Consider the following 16,315-nt stretch of genomic DNA (forward strand, 5'->3'; position numbering starts at 1 on the left):
TAAAAAAAATAAAATAATTTTAAATTTTGGGGAAAGGTTAAAATGAATTTTAATAAAGCTAAGAAAATTGGTAGAAAAATCAAAATAGCAGCACTAATTATGCTTGCCATATCTTTAATTACATGTAATAACAATTCAGAAAAGGAAAAATTAACATTTAAAGTATACATAGGGGGAGCACCTTCATCACTTGACCCACACTTAGTAGATGAGACAATCGGAGCAAGAATTTTAGAACAAGTATTCTCGGGACTCTTAGCATTAAATACCAAAACAGGAAAGCTAATGCCTGGACTTGCTAAAAATTGGGAAGCCTCAAAAGATAAAAAAACATATCAATTTTACCTAAGAGACAACCTTTTTTGGAGCGATGGAGTTTCAATTACCGCTGAAGGGATAAAAAAATCTTTTTTAAGAATTTTAAATAAAGAAACAGAATCTACACATGTTGATATGCTTAAATCAATAATAAAAAATGGACAGGAATATTTTGATGGAAAAGTATCTGATTCTGAACTTGGATTTAAGGCAATTGATAGCAAAACATTGGAAATAACACTTACATCTCCAAAAACCTATTTTCTTGAATTGCTCCTACATCACACATTCATGCCAGTGCCTATTCATGTTATTGAAAAATATAAGGAGAATTGGACAAACCCTGAAAACATGGTTACCAGCGGTCCTTTTAAATTAAAAAAAAGATTGCCTAATGAAAAAATTATATTTGAAAAAAACGAACATTATTACAATGCAAAAGAAGTAGAACTTGAAGAGCTTGTCTACATTACGTCTGACAATGATATGACTGTATATAATATGTACAAAAACAATGAAATCGATGCTATTTTTAACAGCATACCGCCGGATATTGTAAATGAAATAAAACTACAAAATGACTATTATCAACACAAAAGCAATGCAATTTATTTATACTCGTTTAATACAAAAATAAAACCCCTTGATGATGCTAAGGTTAGAGAAGCTTTAACGTTAGCTATTGACAGAGAAACTTTAACTTACAAAGTACTTAATGACGGCACAGTTCCCACAAGAGAAATAACGCCTGATCTTGAAAATTACAATTATGGCAAAAAATTGGCTTTATTTGATCCTGAAAAATCTAAAAAGCTTTTAACAGAAGCTGGATATCCTAATGGAAAAGGATTCCCAACCCTAACGCTAAAATATAATACAAACGAAACTCATAAAAAAGTTGCTACATTTATTCAAAACCAATGGAAAAAAATTTTAAATATAAATATTATGCTTACTAATGAAAATTGGCCTGTTCTTACCAATAGTAGAAATACGGGTAATTTTGAAATAATAAGAATTGGGCGCATTGGAGAATATTTGGATCCACACACATACTTCACTATATTCACAAGCAAAAATTCTCAACTTGCATCATACAAATATGCAAACTTAGAATTTGACAAGCTTATCAAAGAATCAGATTTTGAGCAAGATCCTATAAAAAGAAAAAATTTACTCAGAAAGGCAGAATCAATAATAATTGAAAAAGATTTTCCTGCCGCACCAATATACATATATTCTGGACACTATCTTTTCAGAAACGATAAGTGGACTGGATGGAGTCCTAATGTATCAGAAATTTATTATTTTTTTGAATTAAAATCAATTAAAAATGCAAAACGAAATTAATTAATTTTTTAAAAGGGCTTAATATAAATTAAAAATAATATTTGAGTCTAATATAAAGGCAAAAATATACAAATAATGTTTAAGATTCTAAGTTGAAATTACCTTAGAATCTTAAATAAAAAAATAAACCTTTCTCCAATCAATATAACAAAATTTCTAATAAAAAATTTTAAAAAAGACAAAAGTTAATTTTATTGAAAATTAAACTATTAATTACAATGCAAAAAACCTTCTATCCTATCAAAAATTATAATTTATAACTTGAAAAACAATAAACACTATATGATATAATGGACTAATACGTAATGTTGCCAATCTATTTACAAAGGAGCAAAAATGTTAAGGTTTACTTTAAAAAAAATAATAGGAATGATACCAACTTTACTAGCAATCGTTTTTTTATGCTTTTTTGTAATGAGGATGGCTCCTGGAAGTCCATTTGATTCTGAAAAACCTATTGATCCTCAAGTAAAAGCAAGATTAATGGAAAAATATCATCTTGACAAACCTTTTTATATTCAAGCTTTTTATTATATTTTAAACGTTCTAAAAGGAGATCTGGGACCTTCTTTAAAAAAGAAAGACCTTACAGTTAATCAATATATAAAATTAGGATTTCCAAAATCACTTACACTAGGAGTAATATCCCTTATAATATCACTATCAATAGGAATACCAATAGGAATATTAGCTGCTATTTATAAAAACACTTATATAGATTATATAATAGTATCAATAGCAATATTCGGAATTTCCATACCATTATTCGTAATAGGACCAATTTTACAATACTTTTTTGCAATTAAATGGGGTTTGCTTTACACCTCCGGATGGATCACAGAAAGAGGGGGATTTTCAAATTTAATTCTACCCATAATAACTCTTACCATGCCCAATATAGCTATTTTCTCAAGAATAATCAGAGGCTCAATGCTAGAAATAATACAGAGCGACTTTGTAAGAACTGCACGTGCAAAAGGACTAAGCTTCAGAAAGATCGTTATAAAGCACATGTTAAGAGGAGCAATGCTGCCTGTAGTAAGTTATATAGGTCCAGCATTTGCTGCCATAATCTCTGGAAGCGTAGTTATTGAAAAAATATTTAGAATTGCTGGGATGGGAATGTTTATAACAGAATCCGCACTAAACAGAGATTATCCAGTATTAATGGGAGGATTGTTAGTATATTCAATAATACTTCTTATTTCTATATTAATATCAGATATTATATATAAAATGTTAGATCCAAGAGTATAAAAGGAAATCAAAATGAATAGCATTGAAAAACAAAATGAAGAAAACAGTTCTAAATCCGAAAGAAGAGCTTGGTCAAGATTCAAAGAAAATAAACTGGCATTTGGCAGTCTTTTTGTAATTGGATTTTATATCTCAATTGCCATTTTGCGGCCAATATTGCCAATATATAAATACCATACTCAAATAGTAGAACATTCCGATTTACCACCATCTTTCCAGCCTGCTGGAGAACTATGGTACAAAAAAGAAAAAAAATTTATTGAAAGATTAGCAAAAAAAGAAAAAAGAGAAATAAATGAAAACGAACTAAAAAAACTTGAAGACATAAAAAGAAAAATAGAGAATGAAGTTCAAATAATAGATAAAAAGGAAGTAAAAGTACATAAAAGAGTGTATTTGCTTGGCACAGACAATCTTGGAAGAGACTTGCTTGCAAGATTAATACAAGGCAGCCAAATATCTCTTGCTGTAGGATTTATTGGGGCTTTTTTGTCTATGATAATAGGAACTATTCTGGGCTCAATAGCAGGTTTTTTTGGGGGATTGCCTGACAAAATAATCACCAAAATAATCGAAATTCTTTATGTATTACCCTATTTGCTTATTGTAATAATACTAATGGCAATAATGGAAAGAAGTATAATAGGATTATTTATAGCACTTGCATTTGTATCGTGGTTAACAGTAGCTCGAGTTGTAAGAGGTCAGGTACAATCACTATCAAGTTCAGAATTTATACAGGCAGCCAAAACCTTTGGTGCAACAAATCAAAGAATAATCTTAAAACACTTAATACCTAATAGCATTGGAATGATAGTTATATTCACCACAATAAGAGTTCCAAGCTTTATTATAGCTGAGGCATTTTTATCCTTTTTAGGCCTTGGAATTTCAGCTCCAATGACAAGCTGGGGAGAATTAGTACAAAATGGAATTGCTACATTTGTTGAATATCCATGGAAAGTTTTTATTCCTGCTATAGTTATGACAATATTTCTATTATTTATGAACTTTTTAGGTGACGGATTAAGGGATGCATTTGATCCAAAAGATAGCATCTAAGGAGAAATTGAATGGAAAAAGAAAATATATTAGAAATAAAAAATTTAGCAATTGAATTTAGATTAAAACATACAACAATTCATCCTGTAAGAAATATTAACCTATCTGTAAAAAGAGGAGAAATTAGAGCTATTGTTGGAGAATCTGGAAGTGGGAAATCCGTAACAAGCATGGCTATTCTAAAATTATTACCAGAACTTACAACAGTATATAAAAGTGGAGAAATACTATTTGAAAATCAAGATCTGCTAAAACTTAGCGAAAAAGAACTTTTAAAAATCAGAGGGAATAAAATATCAATGATATTTCAAGACCCAATGACTTCATTAAACCCATTTTTAAGAATATCAACTCAACTTGAAGAAACAATAATCTTACACCAAGGATTAGGGAAAAAAGACGCCAAAGAAAAAGCAATAGAAATGTTAAAAACTGTCGGTGTTGTAAACGCAGAAGAGAGAATAAGACATTTCCCTCATCAATTTTCAGGAGGAATGAGGCAAAGAGTAATGATTGCTATGGCACTTAGCTGTCATCCATCTCTACTAATAGCGGATGAACCTACAACAGCCCTTGATGTTACAATCCAAGAGCAAATATTATTATTAATCAAAAATCTATCTAAAAAATTCAATACTTCTACAATATTTATAACTCACGATCTTGCAGTTGTTGCTGAAATTTGTGATACAGTATCTGTCATGTATCAAGGAAAAATTGTAGAAGAAGGAACAGTAGAAGAAATATTTAATAATCCCAAACACCCCTACACTATTGGGCTCTTAAAATCAATTCTTACACTAGAACAAGATCCAAATAAAAAACTTTATTCAATAAAAGAAAATACTATTAATATCACAAAAACCAGTATTGAGGAGTTTTAAATGAGCAGTAAAAAAGAAATAATTCTTAAAGTAGAAAACTTAATACAAACATTCACAACTGGAGAAGATTTTTTATTTTGGAAAAACAAACAAAAAGTAAATGCAGTAAACAATGTTAGCTTTGAAGTTGAAAAAAACAAAACTTTGGGACTTGTAGGAGAATCTGGCTGCGGCAAATCCACCACTCTTCGCTCAATAATGCAGCTTTACACACCAACTTCTGGAAATATTTACTTTAACGGGAAAAACATAACTAAACTTTCAAAAAAAGAGCTCTTAAAAACAAAAAAAGATATGCAAATGGTATTCCAAGATCCCCATACTTCACTTGATCCAAGAATGACAATAAAAGAAATAATAGCAGAGCCGCTGGAAATATACAATGAAAACAAAATTCTTCCAAAAACAAAACAAGAAATAGAGCAAAGAGTAACGGAACTAACAGATATTGTTGGGTTACATAAAAGCATGTTGGCTAGATATCCTCACGAATTTTCAGGGGGGCAAAGGCAAAGAATAGGAATTGCTAGAGCATTGGCCTTAAATCCCAAGCTTTTACTTTTAGATGAAGCAGTTTCTGCCCTTGATGTATCAATAAGAGCCCAAATTTTAAATCTGCTAAAAACCCTGCAAAAAGAATTCAATTTATCTTATTTATTTATTTCTCATGATCTTGCTGTAGTAAAATATATGAGTGATAAAATCGCTGTAATGTACCTTGGGGTTATTTTGGAACTTGCATCCAGAGAAACACTATTTTCAAACCCAATTCATCCATATACTAAAATGCTAATAGCATCAATTCCTGAAATCAACCCTGAAAAAAGAAAAAATAAAAATATAAAACTAGACGAACAAACTCTAGCAAACATTAGAAAAATTCATTTATCAACCCAAGCACACCCAAAACTTGAAGAAGTAGAAAAAGATCACTTTGTATCTAAATACCTTTTTGATGAAATGAATAAATAAATAATTTAAAAGTTTACTTATGATCAAAATAGGAGACTTCAAAATCTATTTTATTATCAATCCCCTCAACAAAATATAAATTAATTCTATTAACATTATTTTTATCTATTACTTTGTTACCAGAATCAATAAAATAATAATAAATTCTATCCTTCGGCAAATTTTTAAGCTTAATAGTATAAATTCCCCTATTATCTTCTTTTTCTACAAGCCTATTTAAAAAAGGATTAAAATTATTAAAACTACCAGCTATTGTAACTATTTGTCCAGGACGACCAATATAAAAAATTTCAATCTCATTATTATCATAAGATTGTATTGGATTTCTCAACGAAATATAACTGGACTTTTCTTTAGCAACCTCAATTTTAGAAAATGGGATTAAATCCTCATTGTAAACCACATTTTTATTATACTCATCATTAGTCCAAACACCATCTACAATAAGCCTATATTTTATATTGCTTGTGCCATGTGGAATATTAACTTTAACAAAAAAAACTCCATACTCATTTTTTTTGAATAAATATTTCTTAGAATAGTGATCAAAGTCAAAAGCAGCAAAAATTTTTCTAATTTCCTTATTGGGAGGATAAAATAATAATATGCGTTTGGAATCAACTATGGGCTCAAGATTGCCTTTTCTTGTTGAAACTTCTAAAAATTCATTTAAACTTAAATCAAAATCATATATTACATAATCATCTGAAAAAAGATTATTAACACATAAAGCTGTAAAAATAAATAAATACAAAAAGCTTTCTTTCATAGATTATATACAAAGCCCACAATAATAATTCTTTTGGCAAATGCTACACATTTAAACTTTTTAACATTATACTAAAAACATACATTAAAGTAAATAAATAATAAGAGGAGTAATAAAAATGGGTTTTCACATTTATGAAATCAAAGCCAGACAAATTATTGATTCTAGGGGGAATCCAACAGTTGAAGCTGATGTCATTTTAGAAGATGGAACTTGCGGAAGATCTGCTGTACCATCAGGTGCATCAACAGGAATTAACGAAGCTGTTGAGCTTAGAGATGGTGATAAGTCTGTATATATGGGAAAAGGGGTTTTAAAGGCAATTGAAAATATAAAAAACATAATTGCCCCAGAACTTGAGGGTATGAGCGCCTTAAATCAGGTTGCAATCGATAGAAAAATGCTTGAACTTGATGGAACCCCTACAAAAGAAAAGCTTGGCGCTAATGCAATCTTAGCAGTTTCAATGGCTACAGCTAAAGCTGCTGCGAAGTACCTTGGGCTCAAGGTTTATCAATATCTTGGAGCTTACAAAGCCAATATTTTGCCTACACCTATGTGTAATATTATCAATGGTGGTGCACATTCTGACAACTCTGTTGACTTTCAGGAGTTCATGATAATGCCCGTAGGAGCAAAAACTTTTAGTGAAGCAATAAGAATGGCGGTAGAAGTTTTTCATACACTAAAAGGCATTCTAAATGGCAAAGGGTATGCAACTTCTGTTGGAGATGAAGGGGGATTTGCTCCAAATTTAAAATCAAACGAAGAAGCTTGCGAAATGATTATAGAAGCAATAAAAAAGGCAGGATATGAGCCTGGAAAAGACATAGCAATAGCTCTTGATCCAGCAACATCTGAGCTTTATGATCCAAAAACAAAAAAATATGTACTTAAATGGTCAACAAAAGAAGAGCTTACTTCCGAACAAATGGTTGAATATTGGTCAAAATGGGTAGAAAAATATCCAATTATTTCAATCGAAGATGGTATGGCCGAAGAAGATTGGGATGGATGGAAAAAACTTACAGACAAAATTGGACACAAAATACAACTTGTTGGAGATGATTTATTTGTAACAAACACCTCATTTCTTAAAAAAGGAATTGAAATGGGGGTTGCTAATTCAATCCTTATAAAGGTAAATCAAATTGGAACACTAACAGAAACATTTGAAGCTGTGGAAATGGCTAAAAAAGCAGGATACACAGCTATAGTATCTCATAGATCAGGAGAAACAGAAGATACGACAATAGCTGATCTTGTAGTAGCTCTTGGAACGGGACAAATTAAAACTGGTTCACTCTCAAGAACAGATAGGATAGCAAAATACAATCAACTCATAAGAATAGAAGAAGAATTAGAAACAACTGCAGAATACCACGGTAAAAACGTCTTTTATTCTATTAAGCAAAAACAAATCAAATCCCTGTAAAAGGGATTTTTTTTTGCTTAAATAACAATGTAAAATGTATAAAAAATAAAATTATCTTTTGGAAAATTGAAAACTTTTTCGTGCTTTTTTCTGCCCAAATTTTTTACGTTCAACTCTCCTAGAATCTCTTGTTAAAAACCCATTAGATCTCAAAATCATCTTATTAGATTCATCAAGTTCAAAAAGAGCCCTTGAGATTCCGTGCCTTATTGCACCCGATTGACCTGAAATTCCTCCCCCATAAACATTAATATAAAGATCATATTTTCCAAGTGTATTTGTCAAAACTAAAGGCGATAGTGCCATTGTTCTTAAATTTTCAAGCTGGATATAAGAGTCAAAATCTCTATTATTTACTCTAATATTTCCACTACCCTCTCTAATGTAAACTCTAGCAACAGAAGACTTTCTCCTACCAGTTCCCATTGATAAATTAACATTGCTAAAATTTGATTTTTTCATTTTACCTCTCTTAAATTAGCTTCCAGCTTTATAGGATTTTGAGCTTTAAGAGTATGCTCTGAACCAGAAAAGACTTTTAAATTTCTAAAAAGATCACGCCCTAAAGGACCTTTTGGCAACATACCTTTAATAGCGATCTCAAGAGGTGCACAAGGCTTTCTCTCTGACAATGTTTTAAAAGTATCAGAATAAAGACCTCCTGGATATCTTGAGTGCCTATAATAAAGTTTTTGTTGATGTTTTTTTCCAGTCAGCCTAACCTTAGAAGCATTAATAATAATAACATTATCACCTAAATCTTGATGAGGAGTATAATAAGCTTTATGCTTGCCTCTTAAAATCCTAACAACATCTACAGCAACTTTACCTAAAACTCTATCTGCTGCATCAATTAAATACCATTTTTTCTCAACAGTCTTTGGCTTGATCCAAATCGTAACATTATTGGTTATTTTCTTCATAATAGCGCATTACCCTTGCATATAATTTTATGCATAAATCTTATTTATTTTATTATTTGTAAGGATCACTGTCAAGTACATCAATAAACTTATCCTTAAGGGCAAAACAAATTTTTTTAAAATTATCCAGATCTCCTTTTGAAAACTTCAAAGGAATAATAGATGGAATACTAAAATTTGGACTAATTAAATATCCATGTTTGAGAAATTCATTAAAAATTTCAGCATGATAACAAGCATCGTAAAGAGGAAACATATACCTATCAGTCACTCTAAACAAAGATGTAGCAAAAGAATTAAAATCAATATTGAGATTTTTACTATAAAATAAAAGTTTGCTTAATGTATGTCTAGCCAAAGATAAAGTTACAGCATCAAAATTATCTCTAAATTCTATTTTCCTAGAAAGATTGTCTACAACAACAATAATAACAGACATAAAATCGGGCAAAGGAATATTAAAAATCATAGGATATTTAATATTCCTAAATCCCACTTTAAACTCATATATTCCTTCTTCTTTTTCCCAGGGCATAAAAACTTTATCTTTGCCAGTTAAAGATAATAAAAATTTTTTTGCATCTTGCTCTAGCTTAAAAATATAAACAGATCCAGCCTCTTTAAAAAAAGTAAATACCAAATTGATAAACTGATTTTTAAAAACAGAAGCATAAGGAGATATTAAACCCCTCGACATAGTTTGCTTAAAAAGGCGATTTAAGCCTTGAATTCTATAGCCTAAAAAATTTTTTCCACCATTTAAATATAAATCTAAATATCTCTTACCGTTAATATCGTAAAGATAAAAAAATCTTGCCCTTTTAATCACTGGCAAATTGTCTATTAAGGATAAATCATACATTTGATAAACTTTGTAAAAGAATTTCATTTGCAAGGATAGGATTAATCTTTCCTGAAGATTTTTTCATTATTTGTCCCATCATAAATTTAATAGCATGATCTTTACCCTTTTTGTAAAGTTCAATTGATTTAGGATTTTCATTTAAAACTTCAAACACAATCTGTCTAATAACAAACTTGTCACTTATTTGCTCTAATTGATTTTCACTTATAATAACAGAAGCGGGAACTTCTCTACTCATCATCTCTAAAAACACCTTTTTTGCCATTTTGCCACTTATTTTACCAGCAACAATAAATTCAACAAGCTCTGTAATATAGCTTGGGAATAAATTAAATTCAAGAACACTAATCCCTTTATCATTAAGAACGCTTAAAACTTCAGACAATATCCAATTGGCTACTTTTTTAGGATCGCTTGCATTAATAGCAGCCTCTTCAAAATATCTAAGTAGGTGCTTATCTGTTGTTAAAGTAATAACATCAAAATCACTTAACCCATATTGGTCTTTAAGCCTAACTCTTGCATCAAATGGAAATTCAATTAATTTTATTTTTTTAATATTGGCAATATAAAAATCATCAATCTCTATTAAAGGTAGATCGGGTTCTTGGAAATAACGATAATCAGATACGGTCTCTTTATCCCTTTGAACCACAGTTACCCCATTTTTATCATCAAATCCTCTAGTGTGCTTACCACAACTATCAAGGGTTTTTCTAAATTGAACCCACTCCTCTTTCTGCCTTAATTCTTCATATTCAATGGCAGCTTTAATAGATTTAAAAGAGTTTAAATTCTTTATTTCAGCTATAGGAGTTTTATGCTCAACACCGCTCTCTGTAATGATTAAATTAACATTTACGTCACATCTAAAAGAACCATTCTCCATATTACATTCCGATAAATCAAGATACCTAAAAATTTCTCTTAAAGAAGTTAAAAAAGCAACTGCTTCATCCCCACTGCTAATATCTGGAGCAGAAACAATCTCAAGTAAAGGAGCTCCCGAACGATTAAAATCAATATAGCTTTGATTTTCACTATCCAGTAAATGCAGACTTTTACCCGAATCTTCTTCCATATGAATTCTAATAATGTTAATCTTTTTAAGCCCAGAAGAGGTTTCAATTAATAAGCTTCCTCTCTCACAAATCGGCTTATCATTTTGCGAAATTTGATATCCTTTTGGCAAATCTGGATAATAATAATGTTTTCTATCAAATTTAACAACATGCCTAATATTTGAATTTGTAGCATGACCCGCTAAAATTGCACTATTAATAAGCTCTACATTCACACTTGGTAATGAACCAGGCAGTCCAAGACAAATTGGACAAATACGAGAGTTAGGAACTCCTCCAAACTCATTCTTACATCCACAAAAAGCCTTTGTTCTTAGCCCTAGCTGAATATGAATTTCTAATCCAATAACTAATTTATATTCCATTCAATCCTAATTCCCTAATCACATTTTTTGAAAAACTTAAAAGTTCAAAATCCTTCTTGCTACGCCCAATAATTTGCATTCCAATAGATAATCCTTCCTTGTCCTTAGAATACGGAAGCGAAATAGCAGGAGCACCAATAAGATTTGCAATCACAGTGCAAATATCTGAATAATACATTTTAACAGGATCATCAAAATCCAAACCAACTCTAAAAGGCTTAACAAAACTTGTTGGGGTAATAATAAAATCACAGCTTTCAAAAAGCTTGTTAAATTTGGGAATAATCAAATTCTGAAGAATTTCACAAGCTTTTGCATAATATTTGGCATCATACCCTTCTGACAATAAATAATTTCCAAGAATAATACGCCTCTTAACTTCTTCTGACAAGAAATTACTTCTATGTTTAAAATAAAAATCATTAAGACTTAAATTTTCTGATATTCTCTTGCCGTAGCAAAGTCCAGTATAACGAGCAAGATTGGAAGATGCTTCAACGGGAGAAATTGTATAATAAATTGATAAAATAAAATTAATCTCTTCTATTGAAACTTCTTTTATATTAGCACCTTTTGACAAAAGATCAAATTTAAATTTGGCAAAGCTACTTGCAACATTTTTGTCCATTAAATCTTCGCTAAGCTCTTTAATTAAAGCTAAATTTTTACCCTGCAAAGGCTCAGTTTTTAAAGGATAAAAATCGTCAAAGATGTCTACACTGGTAGAATCCATTTTATCAGCTCCACAAGTATGCTTTAATATTAAAGCAATGTCTTCAATAGAATGAGAAAAAAATCCTATTTGATCAAAAGACGAAGCATAAGATGCAAGCCCATAGCGAGAAAGGCCTCCATAAGAAGGTTTGAAACCTAAAATTCCTGAAAAAGATGCAGGAAGTCTAACAGAACCCCCAGTATCACTGCCAAGAGAAAAAGGTGCTTGAAAAGATGCAACTACAGCTGCAGAGCCTCCAGAACTTCCGCCTATAACATATTCTCTATTTAAAGGATTTAAAGTTGCACCATAACATGAAAATTCACCGGTAGAACCCATGGCAAATTCATCCATATTAGTTTTGCCAATTAAGATTGCTCCTTTATTCTTAAGTCTTTTAATCACAGTCGCATCATAAGGAGAAATATAGCCTTTTAAAATTTCAGAAGCACAAGTTAAAGATTTATCTTGAATTGAAATATTATCTTTAACAGCAATAGGCATGCCAATTAAAGGCAAATCTTCTAATTCGCAATTTTTTAAACAATCGTCATACCTTTTTGCAATATCTAAAGAATCATCAAAAAATTCAATATATCCATTGATATCTTTATTTAATTCATAATTATTTTTATAAGCAAGTAAAATGTCATAAATTTTACATTTTTTAGTCAAAACTAATTCTTGAATTTTAGTTAAAGTTAAATTACTTAAGTCCAAGACCTTATCCTTATTCTAATATTTTAGGAGATGAAAAATATCCATCTAAAAATGAGTTACTAAGCTTTTTAATTGATTCAATAGAAAGAGAACATCTTACTTTATCCTCACGCAATGTAGAAATCTTTTTTTTATTAGCATTAAAATTAACTTTAACCTCAAAATTTGAAATTTCATTAACCAATTTAATAACTTTCTCAAATTTTGAAATAAATTTATCTTCATTATCCCTACTAAGTGTCACCAAGCTTAATTTCAAACTATTTTCTAAATGTATATCTTCCAAAATAAACCTCTAAACTTTAATAATTCTTTTAATATACTCATAACTCAAAATAGCCTTCTTTCCATTTATCAAACTAATTTTAACAAACTGCGAGTTACCTTGGTACCAGCTATCAATAATCATTCCCCTTTCTCCATTATAAATTATATAGTCTCCAATATTAAATCCGACATCCCTTTTACTATCAATAAAAAAATTATTAAAATTCTCTTTTAAATACTCAGGAATAAAAATAGTGTCATAAAAATTTTTGTCAATATCTTGGAAAACAACGGAAAGCTCGGTACTTTTAAAAAAACCTCTAAAAGCTCGCTTCAAGTTTAAGGCAATAATAAGCTCTGATTTAGCTCTTGTGATTGCAACATAAAAAAGCCTTCTCTCTTCCTCAAGCCTATCTTCTGATAATGCTTCAATTTCAGCTGGCAAAAGACCTTTCTCAAGTCCAGAAATCACAACTCTATCAAATTCAAGCCCCTTAACACCGTGGATTGAAGATAAAAATATATTGGACTTAAAATCTCCAGAAATTAAAGGAGAAAGTGAAGAATTTTCTAAAAAAATAGCAAGACCTTCAAATGTGCCTGAATATTCAATTCCGCTATTAATAAGCTCATCAATATTTCTTAATTTTTCATCTTTATCAAATTTTTTATAATAATCTAAAAGACCAAACTTAATTACAACATCCTCAATAAAAGCAGATAAATTAATATAATTACCTTCAAAAAGTTTTCTGACCAGCTTATCATAAATATTTAAAACCAATAAAAGAGACTCTTTGGCCCTATTTTTAAGAGAACTTAAAGTTTTTTTACTAGCACAAAACAAATTGAAATTAACATCATCATCATTTAAAAAACTAATTATTTTATCTAGAGTAGTTTTTCCAATTCCTCTAGAAGGCTTATTTATCATTCTTAGAAAAGCTATTTTATCTTTCTTATTTATAAGAAGCCTAAGTAAACAAACAATATCCTTTATTTCCTCTCTCTCGTAAAATTTAATTGATCCTAAAACCTTGTATGGGATATTTTTCTTTAAAAAAGATGTTTCAAAATGAAAAGATTGAGAATTAAATCTATAAAGTATTGCTGTCTCAATATCATTGGCAACAAGCAAGTTAGAAAAATATTCAGCTTCATCTGATGTGCTTTGAAAAACTAAAAATTTCATTCTTTTACCAGAACCATTTTGAGTTGTTATTTGTTTTTCATACCTATTTTTATTTTTTGAGATAACCCCATTTGCAATACTCACTATATTTGAATTTGAACGGTAATTTTGCACTAAATAAAATTTAATAACATTGTCAAAAGTTTTTTCAAATTCAAGAATATTTTCAATTCTAGCTCCTCTAAAAGAATATATTGACTGATCTTCATCTCCTACAACCATAAAATACATACCATCCGAATAAAGTTCTTTCAAAAATAAAAATTGTGAATAATTAGTATCTTGATATTCATCTACAAAAATAACTTTAAATTTAGATTGAACAGATTCTTTTAGAGATTTAGAATGCCTCAGCATTAAAATAGGTTTAATAATAAGGTCTGCGAAATCAAAAGCATTATTTTTAGCTTTCTCTTCCTCATAAATTTTAATATACTCATATTCCTTTTCTGTAAATTTAATAAATTTTTCTAAGAAAAAATGTTCTTTGTCTTTTAAAATCAAAGCTGCAATATGTTTTGCCATTTCAAAATTTGGAGCAAGATTAATTTCTTTGACAAATTTAACTACATCATTAGTATCCCAAATTGTAAAATTTGAATCATAATTTCTATCAAAATCATTATAGTAAGCTCTCAAAAGCCAAGATCCAAAAGAATGAAAAGTTTGAATATGAAGTTTCTTGTCAAATTTTAAAAGATCATTTATTCTATCATTCATTTCATTTGCAGCTTTATTAGTAAAAGTTAAAGCCAAAATTTCATTAGGATTTATATTCATATTTTTGATTAAATACACAATTTTTGCAATTATAACCCTAGTTTTACCACTTCCAGGCCCTGCTAAAACAAGAATTGGATTTTTACTTTTACTAAAAACAATTTTTTCTTGAGACGAATTTAAGCTGGAAAAAAAATTTTTTATTTTATCCATTACTAATAAACTTCAGAAACTTTAAGATCAAACCCTGAAGGTGTCTTTACCCAGAAGAATTGAACAGCAAAAATTTCTTTTCCCTGCTCTTTTAAAAAAGGAGTAATATCTCTTTCATTAAGAATAATATTAACATCAGAAAGTCTTGAAAAGAATAGTATCAAAGATTTTTCAAAAGCTAGATTAATAGGAATACCTTTGGATGCAAAAAAAGACTTGCCATGAAGATTGTTTTCATCGGCATATCTAAAAAATGTATCATTTAAAAAATCGATTTTTAAATCAACATTTGAAAGTTTCTGAGAAGAATATAGAGTAAGATAATCGCCACTTGGTAATTTTTCAGTTCCCTTAACATCAAACTGCCAATTTAAAATATTAAACCTATTGTCAATATTAGTCTCAGATACATATTTAACATTTAAAGCAAAAGATTCTAAACTTACATTGGCTATTTTAGACTTATCATAATAATAATTCTCATAAATAATTTTGACTCTTATATTATCATCAAGATTTATCTCTTTAAACTCTCCTAAATTAAAAATATTTTTACTTTTTTTAGACTCATCAACAATAACTAAATCGTCACTAATAAAAGATGCTCTATATTTTGCAATATTATCGCCATACGTTAAAAATAAAGAATCTCCTTCTTTAAGAGAAATATTCCAAAAATTCTTTTTATCAAAAGATACTTCATGAAGATTTGAAATTATCTTTTCATTCTGACTAAGCTTAAAAAATTTTTTAAAATAAACTTCCACTTCTCTAAAAGCAAAAAACACAAACAATAGCAAAATAACACCAACAATTCCTAGCAGGATTTTCAATATACTTAAGGACTCTAAATTTAAAAAAAACAATTTTTTATCTAAAACTTTATTATCGCTTAAAAATCCCAAATTTGAAATTTTATCTTCAGATCTAATCCCAATATAACTATTATTAAGTTTACTTTTATAATCCTTAAAAAGTGTTGATATCAATCTAGAATCAATATCTAAATATTCGCTATAAGTTCTTAAAAATCCAACAGCCAAAACTTCATTTGGAAAAATTTCAATATTAGAATCTTCAAGAGCTTTAAGATACTTAATAGAAATTTTAATATCCTCCGCGACCATTTCAAGAGTCAAATTTTTACCATTTCTAACTTTTCTCAAATAACTCCCAAATTTAATAAAATCATTTTCTTCCATAGAT

At 29.3% G+C, this 16,315-nt stretch carries 15 protein-coding genes; 6 read left to right on the forward strand and 9 right to left on the reverse strand.

The window, feature by feature from the left end; genetic code table 11:
• Window positions 1-42: 42 nt before the first annotated feature.
• The 5 genes from BG_RS01605 (at window position 43) to BG_RS01625 (ending at window position 5,843) form a co-directional block, all read left to right on the forward strand.
• On the forward strand, window positions 43-1,668 hold the full coding sequence (locus tag BG_RS01605) for a peptide ABC transporter substrate-binding protein (RefSeq protein WP_011193660.1): 1,626 nt from the start codon (window positions 43-45) through the stop codon (window positions 1,666-1,668).
• Between the two features lie 336 nt (window positions 1,669-2,004).
• Window positions 2,005-2,925 (forward strand): ABC transporter permease, encoded by a 921-nt coding sequence (locus tag BG_RS01610; protein ID WP_011193661.1) that lies wholly within the window; start codon window positions 2,005-2,007, stop codon window positions 2,923-2,925.
• 12 nt (window positions 2,926-2,937) lie between these two features.
• Window positions 2,938-3,987 (forward strand): ABC transporter permease, encoded by a 1,050-nt coding sequence (locus BG_RS01615; RefSeq protein WP_011193662.1) that lies wholly within the window; start codon window positions 2,938-2,940, stop codon window positions 3,985-3,987.
• Between the two features lie 11 nt (window positions 3,988-3,998).
• Entirely contained in the window at window positions 3,999-4,871 is an 873-nt protein-coding gene (locus tag BG_RS01620) for an ABC transporter ATP-binding protein (RefSeq protein ID WP_011193663.1), read from the forward strand.
• The gene (locus BG_RS01625; protein ID WP_011193664.1) at window positions 4,872-5,843 is read left to right on the forward strand and encodes an ATP-binding cassette domain-containing protein; all 972 of its coding nucleotides are present in this window, start codon (window positions 4,872-4,874) and stop codon (window positions 5,841-5,843) included.
• A gap of 13 nt (window positions 5,844-5,856) precedes the next feature.
• On the opposite strand, the gene BG_RS01630 is transcribed toward BG_RS01625, so the two are convergent.
• On the reverse strand, window positions 5,857-6,612 hold the full coding sequence (locus BG_RS01630; protein WP_011193665.1) for an early set domain-containing protein: 756 nt from the start codon (window positions 6,610-6,612) through the stop codon (window positions 5,857-5,859).
• A 118-nt stretch (window positions 6,613-6,730) separates the two neighbouring features.
• On the opposite strand from BG_RS01630, the gene eno reads away from it, so the two are divergent.
• The gene (eno, locus tag BG_RS01635) at window positions 6,731-8,047 is read left to right on the forward strand and encodes a phosphopyruvate hydratase (RefSeq protein ID WP_011193666.1); all 1,317 of its coding nucleotides are present in this window, start codon (window positions 6,731-6,733) and stop codon (window positions 8,045-8,047) included.
• Between the two features lie 51 nt (window positions 8,048-8,098).
• Here the strand turns inward: eno and rpsI are convergent, their stop codons facing one another.
• The 8 genes from rpsI to BG_RS01675 are packed head-to-tail and all read right to left on the reverse strand — an operon-like array spanning window position 8,099 to window position 16,311.
• On the reverse strand, window positions 8,099-8,509 hold the full coding sequence (gene rpsI / locus BG_RS01640; RefSeq protein ID WP_011193667.1) for a 30S ribosomal protein S9: 411 nt from the start codon (window positions 8,507-8,509) through the stop codon (window positions 8,099-8,101).
• The gene (gene rplM / locus BG_RS01645) at window positions 8,506-8,970 is read right to left on the reverse strand and encodes a 50S ribosomal protein L13 (RefSeq protein WP_011193668.1); all 465 of its coding nucleotides are present in this window, start codon (window positions 8,968-8,970) and stop codon (window positions 8,506-8,508) included. The genes rpsI and rplM overlap by 4 nt, the downstream gene beginning before the upstream one ends.
• Before the next feature lie 52 nt (window positions 8,971-9,022).
• Complete coding sequence (locus BG_RS01650) at window positions 9,023-9,832, reverse strand: hypothetical protein (RefSeq protein ID WP_044007954.1); 810 nt, start codon at window positions 9,830-9,832, stop codon at window positions 9,023-9,025.
• Complete coding sequence (gene gatB, locus BG_RS01655; protein WP_011193670.1) at window positions 9,825-11,282, reverse strand: Asp-tRNA(Asn)/Glu-tRNA(Gln) amidotransferase subunit GatB; 1,458 nt, start codon at window positions 11,280-11,282, stop codon at window positions 9,825-9,827. Before gatB ends, BG_RS01650 begins: the two co-directional genes overlap by 8 nt.
• Window positions 11,272-12,717, reverse strand: coding sequence for an Asp-tRNA(Asn)/Glu-tRNA(Gln) amidotransferase subunit GatA (gene gatA, locus BG_RS01660; protein WP_011193671.1), 1,446 nt, complete (start codon window positions 12,715-12,717; stop codon window positions 11,272-11,274). The genes gatB and gatA overlap by 11 nt, the downstream gene beginning before the upstream one ends.
• Window positions 12,718-12,727: 10 nt before the next feature.
• A complete protein-coding gene (gene gatC, locus BG_RS01665) occupies window positions 12,728-13,003 on the reverse strand; it encodes an Asp-tRNA(Asn)/Glu-tRNA(Gln) amidotransferase subunit GatC (RefSeq protein ID WP_011193672.1) in 276 nt (91 codons plus the stop codon).
• Between the two features lie 9 nt (window positions 13,004-13,012).
• Complete coding sequence (locus BG_RS01670) at window positions 13,013-15,109, reverse strand: ATP-dependent helicase (protein WP_011193673.1); 2,097 nt, start codon at window positions 15,107-15,109, stop codon at window positions 13,013-13,015.
• A gap of 2 nt (window positions 15,110-15,111) precedes the next feature.
• Entirely contained in the window at window positions 15,112-16,311 is a 1,200-nt protein-coding gene (locus BG_RS01675; protein WP_011193674.1) for a BB_0345 family helix-turn-helix protein, read from the reverse strand.
• Window positions 16,312-16,315 lie beyond the last annotated feature (4 nt).

This window comes from Borreliella bavariensis PBi (assembly GCF_000196215.1).
GTDB lineage: Bacteria > Spirochaetota > Spirochaetia > Borreliales > Borreliaceae > Borreliella > Borreliella garinii.

What these genes read in the sequence shown, in the direction of transcription:
- BG_RS01605 (WP_011193660.1), top strand. Translation starts at nt 43, where the DNA reads ATGAATTTTAATAAAGCTAAGAAAATTGGTAGAAAAATCAAAATAGCA.
- BG_RS01610 (WP_011193661.1), top strand. Translation starts at nt 2,005, where the DNA reads ATGTTAAGGTTTACTTTAAAAAAAATAATAGGAATGATACCAACTTTA.
- BG_RS01615 (WP_011193662.1), top strand. Translation starts at nt 2,938, where the DNA reads ATGAATAGCATTGAAAAACAAAATGAAGAAAACAGTTCTAAATCCGAA.
- BG_RS01620 (WP_011193663.1), top strand. Translation starts at nt 3,999, where the DNA reads ATGGAAAAAGAAAATATATTAGAAATAAAAAATTTAGCAATTGAATTT.
- BG_RS01625 (WP_011193664.1), top strand. Translation starts at nt 4,872, where the DNA reads ATGAGCAGTAAAAAAGAAATAATTCTTAAAGTAGAAAACTTAATACAA.
- BG_RS01630 (WP_011193665.1), bottom strand. Translation starts at nt 6,612, where the DNA reads ATGAAAGAAAGCTTTTTGTATTTATTTATTTTTACAGCTTTATGTGTT.
- eno (WP_011193666.1), top strand. Translation starts at nt 6,731, where the DNA reads ATGGGTTTTCACATTTATGAAATCAAAGCCAGACAAATTATTGATTCT.
- rpsI (WP_011193667.1), bottom strand. Translation starts at nt 8,509, where the DNA reads ATGAAAAAATCAAATTTTAGCAATGTTAATTTATCAATGGGAACTGGT.
- rplM (WP_011193668.1), bottom strand. Translation starts at nt 8,970, where the DNA reads ATGAAGAAAATAACCAATAATGTTACGATTTGGATCAAGCCAAAGACT.
- BG_RS01650 (WP_044007954.1), bottom strand. Translation starts at nt 9,832, where the DNA reads ATGTATGATTTATCCTTAATAGACAATTTGCCAGTGATTAAAAGGGCA.
- gatB (WP_011193670.1), bottom strand. Translation starts at nt 11,282, where the DNA reads ATGGAATATAAATTAGTTATTGGATTAGAAATTCATATTCAGCTAGGG.
- BG_RS01670 (WP_011193673.1), bottom strand. Translation starts at nt 15,109, where the DNA reads ATGGATAAAATAAAAAATTTTTTTTCCAGCTTAAATTCGTCTCAAGAA.
- BG_RS01675 (WP_011193674.1), bottom strand. Translation starts at nt 16,311, where the DNA reads ATGGAAGAAAATGATTTTATTAAATTTGGGAGTTATTTGAGAAAAGTT.